This is a genomic window from Dactylosporangium darangshiense (genome assembly GCF_039537565.1).
GTDB lineage: Bacteria > Actinomycetota > Actinomycetes > Mycobacteriales > Micromonosporaceae > Dactylosporangium > Dactylosporangium darangshiense.
In genome coordinates, this window is sequence record NZ_BAABAT010000013.1 from 1 (window position 1) to 12,835 (window position 12,835).

The window sequence follows — 12,835 nt, forward strand, 5'->3', positions numbered from 1 at the left end:
ACGTCGCCGCACGTGCTGGGCCTGCCGGCCGCGGTCGCGCGCATCGCCGACCTCGTCGGCGAGGCCCGGGCCGCGGCCGCCCTGCCCTCCTCGATCGGCCTCGACCAGCTGTCCGTCTACGTCGCCGGCGCCGACCTGCCCGTCGAGGTCGAGGCCCTCAGCAACGCCGTCGCCGCCCTCGGCCTCGCCGTCGAGTCGACCGTCGACAACGACCTCTTCGCCCTGCTGCGCGCCGGCACCCCGGACCCGGACGCCGTCGGCGTGGTCTGCGGCGCCGGCATCAACGCGGTCGGCCGCCGCGCCGACGGGGCGACGTCGCGCTTCCCCGCCCTGGGCCAGCTGTCCGGCGACTGGGGCGGCGGCCACCACCTCGCGGCGCTGGCCCTCTACCACGCCTGCCGGGCGGAGGACGGCCGCGGCCCGTCCACCGCCCTGACCGACGCGGTGCGCCGCCACTTCGACCGGCCGACGGTCGAGGCGGTGAGCATCGCCTTTCACCTCGGCGAGCTGCCGGCCGCTCGCCTCGACGAGCTGTGCGAGGTGCTGTTCGTGGTCGCCGCCGCCGGCGACGAGGTCGCGAGCCGCGTCGTGCGCCGCATGGCCGACGAGATCGAGGCGCTCGTCCGGGTCGCCGCGACCCGCCTCGGCCTGCTGGACCGCCCCTACACCGTGGTCCTCGGCGGCGGCGTGCTCACGGCCCGCCACCCTCAGCTGCACGATGACGTGGTCGCGCGCCTGGCCCGGATGTCCCCCGCCGCATCGCTCACCGTCCTGTCGACCCCGCCGGTCGCGGGCGCCGCCCTCCTGGCGCTGGACGCCCTCCACGACGGCGCCTGCCCTCCAGCGGTCGAAACCGCGGTCCGGAGCGCCCTTCCACTACCGTGATCGAATGACCGCGTCGTTTGAGTGGGGCGCCGACGAGTTCCGTGCCGTCGGCCATCAGGTCGTCGAGATGGCCGCGCGGCACCTCGCGTCGCTGCCCGACCGGCCCGCGTTCTCGCCGATGCCGGACGACGTCGTCCGGCTGTTCGAGAGCGAGGGGCTGCCCATGTCCGGCGCCGGCGTCGACGCCGTGCTGGACGACTTCGCCGCCCTGGTCGAGCCGTGGCCGTTCGGCAACGGGCATCCGCGGTTCTACGCGTGGGTCAACCCGCCGCCGCACCCGCTCGGAGTGCTCGCCGAGCTGCTCGCGGCGACGATGAACCCCAGCGTGGCCGGGGGCAACCACGCCGCGGTCCACGTCGAACGGCAGGTGGTGCGGTGGTTCACCGCGCTGGCGGGCCTGCCCTCGGACGCCGGCGGCCTGCTCGTCTCCGGCGGGTCGACGGCCACCCTCACCGGCTTCGCCGCGGCGCGGCATCGGGCGGCGGCGCGGGCCGGCATCGACGTGCGGCGCGACGGGGTGCAGGGCCGGCGGTTCGTGCTCTATCAGGGAGCGGAGGGGCACGGGTCCGCCCGCAAGGCGGCGGAGCTGCTCGGGATCGGATCCGCAAACATCCGGATCGTCGAGTCCGATCCGCAGGGCCGGCTGCGGGCCGACACACTCGACGAGCTCATCGCGGCCGACGTGCGGGACGGTTGCGTTCCCGTGGCGGTGCTGGCCAGCGCGGGGACGGTGAACACCGGGGCGATCGACGACCTCCCGGCGATCGCCGACGTGTGCGGCCGGCACGGGGTCTGGCTGCACGTCGACGCCGCCTACGGGGGCCCGGCGGTGTTGCTGCTGGACCGGTACGCGCAGACCCGGGAGGGACTGCGCCGCGCCGACAGCATCGCGCTCGATCCGCACAAGTGGCTGTACGTGCCCGTCGACGCGGGCCTCGTCCTGCTGCGCGATCCCGCCGTTGCCCGCGATGCGTTCAGCCTGGTGCCGGACTATCTGCGCACCGACGGGGACGGGCCCGTGTGGTTCAGCGAGTACGGGTTCGAGCAGACCCGGCCGTTCCGGGCCCTCAAGGTGTGGATGCTGCTCAAGCACCTCGGGGTGGACGGGTACCGGTCGCTGATCGAGCACGACCTCGCCGTCGCCGATCGCCTGGCCGCGCAGGTCGAGGCCGCGGACGACCTGGAACTGCTCGGCCGCGGCCTCAGCGTCGTATGTTTTCGCGCGCGCCCGGCCGGCGTCGAGGATCTCGACGCGCTGAACCGGCGCGTGTTGAGCGCCCTGCAGCTCGGCGGCGAGGCGTTCCTGTCCGGGACCACTGTGGACGGCGTGTTCGCGCTGCGGGCCTGCGTCGTCAACCCGCGTTCGACGCCGGCCGACGCCGACGCTGTCGTAGCGGCGGTCCGCGCGTTGAGTACCCTCCCGCAGTGACGAGCGGTCAGGCCGCCAACGGCACCTCGGCCAGCTTGCCGGTTGTGACGTCGTAGACGAAGCCGCGGACGGAGTCCTTGCGCGGGATGAACGGGTCGTCGAGGATGCGGCGAACCGACTGGCGCACGTCGGTGACGGTCATGCCTGCACAATAAGCCCACTACTCAGATGGGAATAGTGGCCTACTTACTGAATCCGCGCGTCGAGTTGATCGTGAGCACCGAGCACCTCCTTGTGGGCTGGGCGAGTCGCTGCAGGCCTTGAGGGGGTTCGGGTGGAGCGGAGCTCCCCCGGGCGAGCGCAGCGAGCTAGTGACACAGCTCTCAAAACTGGCCGATCGGTCAGCAACTGACCGATCGGCCAGGCATGCTGTTCCGGGGACCTGACCGATCGGACAGGGCGCGGACGGAGGTGCGGCGTGGCTCGCAGTAGTACCCGCGACGAGATCCTCGCTGCGGCGGCGCGGCTGTTCGCGGCCGCAGGGTACAAGGGGACCTCGCTGCACGACATTGCTGTGGACGTGGGGTGCTCGAAGGCGGCGCTGCTGTACCACTTCGATAGCAAAGAGGCGATCCTCACCTCGCTGTGCGCTCCCGCCATCGCCGAGCTGGAGCAGCTGCACGAGCGGCTGCGGACGCAGGACGAGAGAGCCGCGCGGATCGAGGCGATCGCAGGGTTCGTCGACCTCTGCATGCGCTACCGCCAGGAGATCCAGGTCATCTACGGCGACCTGCCAGGGCTGCTGCAACAGCCGGCCTTTCAACGCGTACACGCGATGACCCAGACCGTCTGCGAGATCCTCGCCGGGGCGTCCGGCTCCCCCACCGCGGTCATCGCGGCCAAGCTCGTGCTCGCCGGCATCCCGGCGATCGCGTTCGGTATCGACCAGGACATGCACGGCTACACCGACGAAGCACTGCGTGCCGCGCTGATCGAGGCGGCGACGCGGGCACTGGTTCCCTCACCCGAAACCCGTTAGGACGCGAACGTCATGGCTACTGTGCTCTACCGGCTCGGCCGGGCCTCGTTCCGGCATCGCTGGCTGGTGCTGGTCCTGTGGATCGTGGTGCTCGGCGCGCTCGGCGGCGCGGCCGCCGCGTTCAAGGGGCCGACCTCGAGCGACTTCACGATGCCCGGCACCGAGTCGCAGCGCGCGATCGACGCGCTGAAGCGGCAGTTCCCGGAGGCCAGCGGGGCCACCGGCACGATCGTGATCGGCGCACCGCAAGGGGGCACCGTCGCCGACGAGGCGAACAAGGCCGCGGTGATGGGCATCGTCCAGGAGGCCAGCAAGCTGCCCGGTGTCGTCGGGGCGCTCGATCCGTTCACGACCAGGGCGCTGTCGCCCAACGGGCAGTACGCGCTCGTCACCGTGCAGTTCGCCGACCGGGCCGACAAGGTCACGAAGGACCAGCGGGCCGCGTACGAGGCGGTGGGAGCGGCGGCCGAGAAAGCCGGGCTGCGCGTCGAGCACGGCGGCGAGGTGATGAACCACGAGCCCGAGGTCGGCGGCAAGGAGGGCATCGGCGTCGTCGTCGCGCTGGTCGTCCTGCTGGTGACGTTCGGCTCGCTGGTCGCGGCCGGCATGACGATGCTCAACGCGCTGCTCGGCGTCGGGGCCGGCATGGCGGGCCTGTACGCGCTGTCCGGGGTCGTCCAGCTGACCAGCACCGCGCCGGTGCTCGCGCTGATGCTCGGGCTCGCGGTCGGCATCGACTACTCGCTGTTCATCTCCTCGCGGCACCGGCAGAACCTCGTCGAAGGGCTCGAGCCGGACGAGGCGGCGGGGCGGGCCGTCGGCACCGCCGGGTCGGCGGTCGTCTTCGCCGGGCTCACCGTTGTCATCGCCCTTTCCGGCCTGGCCGTGGTGAACATCCCGTTCCTGACGGTGATGGGCCTGGCCGCGGCCGGCACCGTGGCCGTGGCGGTGCTGGTGGCGATCACGCTGCAGCCGGCGCTGCTCGCCTTCTCCGGGCGGCGGATCCTGTCCCGGGCCCAGCGCCGCACGGCCGACAACGGCGCCGCGCACCACACCGAGACGTTCGGCTTCCGCTGGGCCCGCTGGATGATCCGGCTGCGGGTGCCGGTGATCCTCGTCGGCGTGCTCGGCCTCGCGGCCCTCGCCATCCCGGCCTCGCACATGCGCATCGCGTTGTCCGGTGCGAGCGCCGGCCCGGCCGACAGCCCGGCCCGCAAGGCCGCCGACCTCATCGACCAGAACTTCGGGCCCGGCTTCAACGGCCGGCTCCTGCTCGTGGTGTCCGGCGACTCGCCGGACGTGACGAAGGCGAAGGCCGGCGAGGCGATCCAGCAGCTGACCGGCACCGAGAACCTGCTCGCCGCCGCCCAGCCGAACTTCAGCCGCGACGGCAAGACCGCGCTGGTGCCGCTGATCCCGAAGACCGGGCCGACCGACGCGGCGACCGAGGACCTGGTACACACGGTGCGGGCCAAGCTCAAGACCATCGGCGGGGCCGACTTCGCGGTCACCGGGCAGACGGCCCTCGGCATCGACGTGTCGGAGAAGCTGTCCGCCGCGATGCCCGAGTACCTGCTGCTCGTCGTCGGGCTGTCCGTGCTGCTGCTGATGCTGGTGTTCCGCTCGATCCTCGTGCCGCTCAAGGCCGCGGCCGGGTTCCTGCTGACCGTCGGTGCCACGTTCGGCATCACGGTGCTGGTGTTCCAGGACGGGCACCTCGGCTCGCTGGTCGGGCTCGACCGGCCCGGTCCCCTCGTCAGCTTCCTGCCGATCCTGCTCATCGGCATCCTGTTCGGCCTTGCGATGGACTACGAGGTGTTCCTGGTGTCGCGGATGCGCGAGGACTTCGTGCACGGCGACACCCCGCGGCAGGCCACCATCAACGGCATGGGGCACGGCGCGCGGGTGGTCACCGCGGCCGCGTTCATCATGGCGTCGGTGTTCGCGGGCTTCGTGCTCGTCGAGGACCCGGTCATCAAGTCGATGGGCTTCGCCCTGGCGATCGGCGTGGCGATCGACGCGTTCATCGTGCGGATGACGATCGTGCCGGCCGTCGTGTCGCTGCTGGGCCGGGCCGCGTGGTGGCTGCCGCGCTGGCTGAACCGCCTCCTGCCCAACGTCGACATCGAGGGCGAGCAGCTGCGCCGGCAGCTGGCCACCGAACCGGAGCCCGAGCCGGCGCGCGTCTGAGCGATGACGGGCGATCATGTGGTACCCCATGATCGCCCGTCGCCTGCACTGCGGCTCATGCCGCGGGTTGGGTGATCCCGGCGACCGGAGCGGTCGGTGCGAGTTCGTCGCGCGTACGGTCCAGGGTGGTGAGGTCGATCGGGCGGCGCATCCGTGCCGGGATGTAGTCGATCATCGGTCGCATCACCTCGAGGGTGACGAGGATTTCCCGGGCGACGACATCGATGGGCCGCATCGCATCGACCGAGACGAGGATGCCGCGCAGTCTGTACCAGGCCGTGACCGGTTCCGTGACCTCGTGGTAGCGCCGCAGCCGTTCCTCGATGACCGGTGCGGTGTCGTCGGAGCGACCGTCGACTGAGGCCCGGGCAAGCATGCGCCGGGTGACCTCGGCGTCATCGGCCTGCAGGTGCAGCGCGATGTCGGCCTCCATCCCGAGGTCCAGGCCGAGTTTGTGGATTTCGCGCGCCTGCTCGATGGTGCGGGGCATGCCGTCCAGCACGTAACTTCCATAGGCCATGGAATCGATGAAGGCCTGCCGGATGGTCTCGTGCATGATCTCGTCGGGCACGAGCTCCCCGCGGTTCAGATAGCCTTCGGCGGCCCTTCCGATGTCGGTGCGGCGCGCGATGTGGTCCCGCAGGATGTCGCCGGAGGCGATGTGCGGGATGCCGAAGTGACTGGCGATCAGTGCGCCCTGTGTCCCTTTGCCGGCGCCCGGTGGAGCGATCATCAGGATTCGCATGGTCGGTGTTCGTTCCCTTCGCAGGATCTGTGATCGATGACGGCCCCAACGCTACGAACGGCGCAACGGCCCGCCATCGGCGCAGATGCCGGTCCCGAACAGCGATTCCGGACTACGCATTCCTGCCTAGGCACTGCTCATCCGTCGGCGCCGCGGGTACGGCCAAGTGCTCGGCAAACCGTGACTCACTCGCTACGAGTGCGTAGGACACGCCGGTGAGGCGTTGCGAGTGCGCCCACAGGCGGTCCTGCAGTGCGGTGTCGGCTACGGCGGGTGCGGTACCGACGAGGACCGGATGGCGGCCCGTGAACTCGCCCCAGCCGTCGGGGCCGTAGTAGGCCGCGCCCGTCGCGCCCGGGTCCGTCGCGGCCCGCAGCGTGGGGTAGGCGGCGGGCTCCTCGTCCTGGATCAGCCAGGAGAACAGCCACCTGGTGCGCCGGCTGACCACGAGCCTGAAGTGCGCCGGGCTGTGCCGCATCAGCTCGGTGCGGGCCGCGCCCGGGTGTGCGGCGACGGACAGGGTGCCGGCGCCGGCTGCCTCGAGGCGGCGCTGCAGTGCGTGCGTGAACAGCAGGTTGGCGAGCTTCGACTGCGCGTAGCCGGTCATCGGGACGTACCGGCGGCGCGCGAAATGCAGGTCGTCGAGGTCGATGACGCCACGCTTGTGCGCGTTGCTGCTCACGGTGACGACCCGCGAGCCGGGCGTCGCGAGCAGCCGGTCCAGCAGAAGCCCGGTCAGCGCGAAGTGGCCGAGGTGGTTGACGCCGATCTGGGTCTCGAAGCCGTCGCCTGTCAGCCCGTACGGCGGGATCATCACCCCGGCGTTGTTGACCAGCAGGTCGAGCCGGTCGTGGCCGAGCTCGAACGCGCGGATCGAGGCGAGCGAGGTCAGGTCGAGGCGCCTGACCTCCGCCCCGGCGCCGATGCGCGCGGCGGCGGCCCGTCCGCGCCCCTCGTCGCGGCAGGCGAGCACCACGCGCGCGCCGCGGCGGGCGAGCGCGAGGGCGGTCCGATAGCCGATGCCGGTGTTGGCGCCGGTGATGAGGGCGACCCGGCCGGTCTGGTCGCCGATGTCGTCGATGGTCCACATGCCCGTACCCCCTAGAATCGGGATGGACGTCCCGGTTCGAAATATACGGGACGGTCATCCCGCTTAACAAGGAAGGTGGGCGGTGCGGGCCGACGGCGTGCGCAACCGGCGCAAGGTCCTCGACGCGGCGACGGCCGCGTTCGCCACGGAGGGGCTCTCGGTGCCGGTCGCCGAGATCGCGCGGCGGGCGGGCGTGGGCACCGGGACGGTGAGCCGGCACTTCCCGACGAAGGAGGCGCTGTACGAGGCGATCGTCCTGGAGCGCGTCGAGGATCTCGTCGCGCGGGCCGGGCAGCTGCGGGCGACGGCCGAGCCGGCGTCGGCGTTCTTCGGCTACCTGGCGTACCTGGCCGACGTCGCCGCGGCGCACCGCGGGCTGGCCGAGGCCCTCGCCGGGGCGGGGTTCGACGTGGGCGCGGCGGCCGCGCGCGGCGGGCACGACCTCGAAGGCATGGAGGCGGCACTGCTCGCCGACGCCCAGGCAGCGGGCGCGGTGCGGCCCGACGTGACGCCGGCCGACGTCAAGGCGCTCATCGTCGCGTGCGTGGCCCGCGAGGCGGCCGGGACCGACGAGGCGGGCCGCCGGCGGATCGTCGAGATCATTACCGCAGGGTTAAGAGCTCTGGACAACAACAGTTAACAAACCTAATAATGGCGACCACCATCGATGGGAGTCGCCCATGAAGCGCGTCGCGATCGTCCTCGGCGCCGCCGCCTTGCTGGTCACGGGCCTGTTCGTGGCCACCAACGCCTATGCGGCCAACCTGCTGTCCAACCCCGGCTTCGAGAGCGGGAACCTCTCCGGCTGGTCGTGCACCGGCTCCGGGTCCGGCGCGGTCACCTCGCCCGTGCACTCCGGCAGCTATGCCCTCAACGGCAACGCGACCGCCTCCGACAACGCGCAGTGCACGCAGACCGTCACCGTCCAGCCGAACACGGCGTACACCCTGTCGGGCTGGGTCCGCGGCAACTACGTCTACATCGGGGTCACCGGCGGCGCCTCCACCTGGACGCCCGCCGCCTCCGCCTACACCAAGCTGACGGTGCCGTTCACCACCGGCGCCGGGCAGACGTCGGTCCAGGTGTTCCTGCACGGCTGGTACGGCACCGGCGCCTACAACGCCGACGACATCTCGCTCGACGGCCCGGACACGCCGCCGACGTCAACCCCTCCCACTACTCCCAACACGTCCCCGTCCAAGTCGCCTTCCGCATCACCCTCCGCGTCGCCGTCCTCCTCCACCTCGCAACCCCCGGTGACCGGCCTGCCGAAGCACGCCCTCATCGGGTACATGCACGCCAGCTTCGCCAACGGTTCCGGCTACATCCGCATGGCCGACATCCCGGCCGCCTGGGACGTCATCGACCTCGCGTTCGGCGAGCCGACCAGCGTCACCTCCGGCGACATCCGCTTCAACCGCTGCTCCGCCGCGGAGTGCCCGAACGTGGAGAGCGACGCGGACTTCCTCGCCGCCATCAAGGCCAAGCAGGCGCAGGGCAAGAAGGTGCTCATCTCCATCGGCGGGCAGAACGGCCAGGTCCAGCTGACCACGACCGCCGCCCGCGACGCGTTCGTCTCCTCGGTGAGCGCGATCATCGACCGGTGGGGCCTGGACGGGCTCGACATCGACTTCGAGGGGCACTCGCTGTACCTCAACGCCGGCGACAGCGACTTCCGCAACCCGACCACGCCGGTGGTGGTGAACCTCATCTCGGCCCTGAAGTCCCTCAAGGCCAAGTACGGCACCAAGTTCGTGCTCACCATGGCGCCCGAGACGTTCTTCGTGCAGCTGGGCTACCAGTTCTACGGCGGCACCAGCAACGGCGACAACCGCGCCGGCTCCTACCTGCCGGTCATCCACGCGGTGCGCGACTTCCTCACCATCCTGCACGTGCAGGACTACAACTCGGGCCCGATCTGGGGCCTGGACAACCAGTACCACACCATGGGCGGCGCGGACTTCCACATCGCCATGACCGACATGCTCAAGGCCGGGTTCCCGGTCGCCAACACCGGCCAGACCTTCCCCGGCCTGCGCCCGGATCAGATCGGCATCGGCGTGCCGGCCGCGGTGAGCGCCGGCAACGGCTACGTGGCTCCGGCCGTGGTGCAGAGCGCGGTCAACTGCCTCGTCAAGGGCAGCGGCTGCGGTTCATACACACTGCGCGGTGGTACCTCACCGGCGTTCCGCGGCCTCATGACCTGGTCGATCAACTGGGACCGGTACTACAACTGGGAGTTCATGAACTCCCAGGAGCCGTTCCTCAACGCGTTGCCGTAGTTTTCAACGGGTGAGCGCACTCGACCTGGTGAGCAGCTGGCCCGTACAGACCGCAGCGGTGGCGGTCGTGGACGCCAAGGGTGTCCGCGACCGCCACGGCCCGGACACCGCCCTGCCGTGGGCGTCGGTCACGAAGCTGCTCACGGCCCTGACGGTCCTCGTGGCGGTGGAGCGGGGAGACGTACTGCTGGACGAGCCGGCCGGTCCCGAGGGCGCCACGGTGCGCCACCTGCTCGCGCACACCTCCGGCGTCGCCTTCGACGAGCCGTCGATCCTCTCCGCGCCGGGCCGCAAGCGCATCTACTCCAACCGCGGCTTCGAGCTGCTCGCCGACTTCGTGCTGACCCGCACCGGCGGCACGTTCGCCGAGCTGATGACCGAGTCGGTGCTGCGCCCGCTCGGCATGGGCGGCACCCGCCTGGCCGGCTCCCCCGCCGCCGGCGCGATCGGCCCCGTGTCCGACCTCGCGCTGCTGGGCCAGGAGCTGCTCGACCCGTCGCTCGTGCCCGACCTGATGCCGGACGCGACGACGGTGCAGTACGCGGGCCTCTCCGGCGTCCTGCCCGGCTTCGGCCGTCAGGACCCGAACGACTGGGGCCTCGGCTTCGAGCTGCGCGACGGCAAGTCCCCGCACTGGACGGGAGCGCACAACAGCCCGCGCACCTTCGGCCACTTCGGCAAGACCGGCACCTTCCTGTGGGTCGACCCCGACGCCGGCCTGGCCTGCGCGTGCCTGACCGACCGCAACTTCGGCGACTGGGCGGCGGAGGTCTGGCCGGCCCTGTCCGACGCCGTCCTCGCCGAGCACGCCCAGTAGTCACCCGGTAGCTACTCGCCGCCGGTTGTCTCCACGCGGGCGATCAGCTGCTTGAGCCGGGCGATCTCCTCGGCGAGGGCGGCGTCGCCCGCCGCGGTGAGGGTGATCCAGGTCCGGCCGCGCTTGCCGGCGTAGCCCTTCTCGACCTCGACCAGCCCGGCCGCCTCCAGCACGCTCAGGTGCTGGGAGAGGTTGCCGGCGGTCAGCTCGAGCTGGGTGCGCAGGAAGCCGAACTCCACCCGCCGGGCCTCGTGCGCGATGGTGAGGATGCCGAGCCGGACCCGCTGATGCACCACGTCGTCGAGCCCGGTGACCGGGTGCGGGGTCTCGACCGGGCTGGTCATTGCGGCCGCCGCAGCCGTTGCGCCAGGGCGAAGCCGGCACTGCCCAGCAGGAGCACGCCGCCGTTGATGACCAGCTGCGGCGCGAAGTGCCACTGCATGCCCCAGTGCGCTCCCCACCCGAAGTTGATCGGCACCAGCACCACAGCAAGGTACCCGACGGCGAACAGCAGCAGCGCGACGCGTCGCTCCAGCCACGCGAGGACCAGCAGGGCCAGGCCGATCGCGCCGGTCGGGTCGACCAGCCGGAACAGCAACTGGACGAACGCCGGCGGGCCTGCGGGGCCGTACGGGTAGTCGAGCAGGCGCCAGGTCGCCGTGGCGGCGGCGGAGAGCACGACGAGCCCGACGCCGGTGAGCACGTACGGCAAGACTCGGGCGCCGAGCCCCCTGGCCCGGGCCACCCGCAGGTAGCCGACGGCGATCGCGACGTAGGCCAGCACCGACGCGGACCACCAGTAGAACGCGGCGGCCCGGAACCAGCCCTTGCAGAGCCGGCCGTCCTGCACCGCACGGCAGTCGCTGAGGATCGGGTGGGCGAAGCGGTACACAAGGATCGCCCCGAAGGTGACCACGGCCAGCACCAGCAGCGGCAGCCACGTCACCTGCTGGGCGAGACGGACCCGGCGCGCGAGGTCGCGCGCGTCGGCCAGCAGCCGGCGCGGGTCGCCACCGGCAGGAACCGCATCGGAAGTCATACAGACAGGTTTCCACAACAAACCGATTAGTGCTACTGCTCGGCCGGCCCGAAGCGCTCGCCAGCATTTCTTTCCACGATCATGCAAACTCGGCCCGGAACAGGGTCGAAAACGCATGATCGTGGAAATAGAACGCCGCCGGCGGCCCGGAACGCACCCCGCGGGCGTCGCCGCTCCCCGCGGGCACCGCCGCTCCCCGTGGGTGCGCTGCGGAACCGAACCGGCGGCCGCGGCGGGCGTGACGACGACCGGCGCCGAGCGAGCTTTTGGGCGGATTTATCGCCCGGCAGGCGAAAAATCCGACAAGTCGTGGCGCGCCAGCGCCCGACTTGTCGCAAAAGCCCGCGGCGGCGTCCGGCGACGGCTCGACAACCTCACCAGGCCCACGCCTCCGGGCCGGGTCCGCCGCGGCCGACCGGCGGGAAGAGCTCGTTCAGCCGGGCCTCGGTGTCATCGCCGAGCGTCGTTTCGAGGGCCTCGAGCGCCAGGTCGAGCTGGTCCGGCGTGCGCGGGCCGACGATCGGGGCGGTGACGCCGGGCCGGGCGAGCAGCCAGGCGAGGGCGACGGCCGCCGGGTGCCGGCCGAGCTCGTCGCAGAACCCTTCGTACCCCTCGAGAACCTCCCGGTGCTCGAGCACCCGTGCGGCGGCGTGCGACGTGGTCCGCCCGGCCGCGCCCTCGCGGTGCTTGCGCAGCGCGCCGGAGAGCAGCCCCTGCGCGAGCGGCGACCACGGCAGCAGCCCGACGCCGAGGGCCTGCGCGGCCGGCGCCACCTCGAGCTCGACCTCGCGCGTGAGCAGGCTGTACTTGAGCTGCTCGCTGACCAGCCCGAGCGAGCGGCGGCGCTCGGCGGCGGCCTGCGCGGCCACCAGGTGCCAGCCGGCGAAGTTGGAGCTCCCGACGTACACCACCTTGCCCTGCGCGACCAGAAGGTCCATCGCCTGCCAGATCTCGTCCCAGGGCGTGCCGCGGTCGACGTGGTGCATCTGGTAGAGGTCGATGCGGTCGGTGCCCAGCCGGCGCAGCGAGGCCTCGCAGGCCGCCACGATGCGCCGTGCCGACAGTCCGCGGTCGTTCGGCCCGTCCCCCATCGGCTGGTACACCTTCGTGGCGAGCACGATCTCGTCGCGCCGCCCGGTCTTCGCGAACCACGAGCCGATGTAGCTCTCGGCGGTCCCCTCGTAGTCGCGGGCGCCGTACATGTCGGCGGTGTCGACGAAGTTGATGCCGTCGGCGACGGCCCGGTCGAGGATCGCGTGGGAGTCGGCCTCGCCGAGCTGCCAGCCGAAGTTCATCGTGCCCAGGCACAGCCGGCTCACCGCGAGCCCCGTGCGGCCGAGTTTCGTGTACTGCATGCGCCGCACGCTAGGCCGCGCCGC

Annotated in this window: 13 protein-coding genes; 7 read left to right on the forward strand and 6 right to left on the reverse strand. The window is 71.6% G+C overall.

What is annotated here, in order from left to right:
- Together ABD901_RS23890 and ABD901_RS23895 are read left to right on the forward strand one after the other, a co-directional pair.
- Nucleotides 1-885: N-acetylglucosamine kinase (locus ABD901_RS23890; protein ID WP_345129361.1), on the forward strand; the 885-nt coding region annotated here is incomplete at its 5' end.
- A 4-nt stretch (nt 886-889) separates the two neighbouring features.
- Complete coding sequence (locus tag ABD901_RS23895; RefSeq protein WP_345129362.1) at nt 890-2,314, forward strand: pyridoxal phosphate-dependent decarboxylase family protein; 1,425 nt, start codon at nt 890-892, stop codon at nt 2,312-2,314.
- 7 nt (nt 2,315-2,321) lie between these two features.
- Here ABD901_RS23895 and ABD901_RS23900 read toward each other — a convergent pair whose 3' ends face one another.
- Nucleotides 2,322-2,456: a carbonic anhydrase gene (locus tag ABD901_RS23900; protein ID WP_345129363.1), complete on the reverse strand. Its 135-nt coding sequence runs from the start codon at nt 2,454-2,456 to the stop codon at nt 2,322-2,324.
- Between the two features lie 276 nt (nt 2,457-2,732).
- On the opposite strand from ABD901_RS23900, the gene ABD901_RS23905 reads away from it, so the two are divergent.
- Together ABD901_RS23905 and ABD901_RS23910 are read left to right on the forward strand one after the other, a co-directional pair.
- Nucleotides 2,733-3,293, forward strand: coding sequence for a TetR/AcrR family transcriptional regulator (locus ABD901_RS23905; protein WP_345129364.1), 561 nt, complete (start codon nt 2,733-2,735; stop codon nt 3,291-3,293).
- Nucleotides 3,294-3,305: 12 nt separating this feature from the next.
- Nucleotides 3,306-5,483, forward strand: coding sequence for an MMPL family transporter (locus ABD901_RS23910; RefSeq protein WP_345129365.1), 2,178 nt, complete (start codon nt 3,306-3,308; stop codon nt 5,481-5,483).
- A gap of 55 nt (nt 5,484-5,538) precedes the next feature.
- Here the strand turns inward: ABD901_RS23910 and ABD901_RS23915 are convergent, their stop codons facing one another.
- The gene (locus ABD901_RS23915) at nt 5,539-6,228 is read right to left on the reverse strand and encodes an adenylate kinase family protein (RefSeq protein WP_345129366.1); all 690 of its coding nucleotides are present in this window, start codon (nt 6,226-6,228) and stop codon (nt 5,539-5,541) included.
- 112 nt (nt 6,229-6,340) lie between these two features.
- Nucleotides 6,341-7,318 (reverse strand): oxidoreductase, encoded by a 978-nt coding sequence (locus ABD901_RS23920; protein ID WP_345129367.1) that lies wholly within the window; start codon nt 7,316-7,318, stop codon nt 6,341-6,343.
- A gap of 82 nt (nt 7,319-7,400) precedes the next feature.
- On the opposite strand from ABD901_RS23920, the gene ABD901_RS23925 reads away from it, so the two are divergent.
- The 3 genes from ABD901_RS23925 to ABD901_RS23935 are packed head-to-tail and all read left to right on the forward strand — an operon-like array spanning nt 7,401 to nt 10,417.
- Nucleotides 7,401-7,958 (forward strand): TetR/AcrR family transcriptional regulator, encoded by a 558-nt coding sequence (locus ABD901_RS23925; RefSeq protein WP_345129368.1) that lies wholly within the window; start codon nt 7,401-7,403, stop codon nt 7,956-7,958.
- Nucleotides 7,959-7,998: 40 nt separating this feature from the next.
- Nucleotides 7,999-9,600: a chitinase gene (locus tag ABD901_RS23930; RefSeq protein WP_345129369.1), complete on the forward strand. Its 1,602-nt coding sequence runs from the start codon at nt 7,999-8,001 to the stop codon at nt 9,598-9,600.
- 10 nt (nt 9,601-9,610) lie between these two features.
- On the forward strand, nt 9,611-10,417 hold the full coding sequence (locus tag ABD901_RS23935; RefSeq protein ID WP_345129370.1) for a serine hydrolase domain-containing protein: 807 nt from the start codon (nt 9,611-9,613) through the stop codon (nt 10,415-10,417).
- 11 nt (nt 10,418-10,428) lie between these two features.
- Here ABD901_RS23935 and ABD901_RS23940 read toward each other — a convergent pair whose 3' ends face one another.
- The 3 genes from ABD901_RS23940 to ABD901_RS23950 all read right to left on the reverse strand — a co-directional run bounded on the left by ABD901_RS23940 (nt 10,429) and on the right by ABD901_RS23950 (nt 12,811).
- Nucleotides 10,429-10,761, reverse strand: coding sequence for a transcriptional regulator (locus ABD901_RS23940; RefSeq protein WP_345129371.1), 333 nt, complete (start codon nt 10,759-10,761; stop codon nt 10,429-10,431).
- Entirely contained in the window at nt 10,758-11,456 is a 699-nt protein-coding gene (locus tag ABD901_RS23945) for a hypothetical protein (protein ID WP_345129372.1), read from the reverse strand. Before ABD901_RS23945 ends, ABD901_RS23940 begins: the two co-directional genes overlap by 4 nt.
- Before the next feature lie 374 nt (nt 11,457-11,830).
- Nucleotides 11,831-12,811 carry an aldo/keto reductase gene (locus ABD901_RS23950; RefSeq protein WP_345129373.1) on the reverse strand — a complete coding sequence of 327 codons (981 nt, stop codon included), beginning with the start codon at nt 12,809-12,811 and terminating at the stop codon, nt 11,831-11,833.
- Nucleotides 12,812-12,835: the final 24 nt, after the last annotated feature.

Bases quoted from the DNA above. Each gene is read 5' to 3' on its own strand.
- ABD901_RS23900 (WP_345129363.1), bottom strand. From the start codon at position 2,456: ATGACCGTCACCGACGTGCGCCAGTCGGTTCGCCGCATCCTCGACGAC.
- ABD901_RS23945 (WP_345129372.1), bottom strand. From the start codon at position 11,456: ATGACTTCCGATGCGGTTCCTGCCGGTGGCGACCCGCGCCGGCTGCTG.
- ABD901_RS23920 (WP_345129367.1), bottom strand. From the start codon at position 7,318: ATGTGGACCATCGACGACATCGGCGACCAGACCGGCCGGGTCGCCCTC.
- ABD901_RS23940 (WP_345129371.1), bottom strand. From the start codon at position 10,761: ATGACCAGCCCGGTCGAGACCCCGCACCCGGTCACCGGGCTCGACGAC.
- ABD901_RS23895 (WP_345129362.1), top strand. From the start codon at position 890: ATGACCGCGTCGTTTGAGTGGGGCGCCGACGAGTTCCGTGCCGTCGGC.
- ABD901_RS23910 (WP_345129365.1), top strand. From the start codon at position 3,306: ATGGCTACTGTGCTCTACCGGCTCGGCCGGGCCTCGTTCCGGCATCGC.
- ABD901_RS23950 (WP_345129373.1), bottom strand. From the start codon at position 12,811: ATGCAGTACACGAAACTCGGCCGCACGGGGCTCGCGGTGAGCCGGCTG.
- ABD901_RS23930 (WP_345129369.1), top strand. From the start codon at position 7,999: ATGAAGCGCGTCGCGATCGTCCTCGGCGCCGCCGCCTTGCTGGTCACG.
- ABD901_RS23915 (WP_345129366.1), bottom strand. From the start codon at position 6,228: ATGCGAATCCTGATGATCGCTCCACCGGGCGCCGGCAAAGGGACACAG.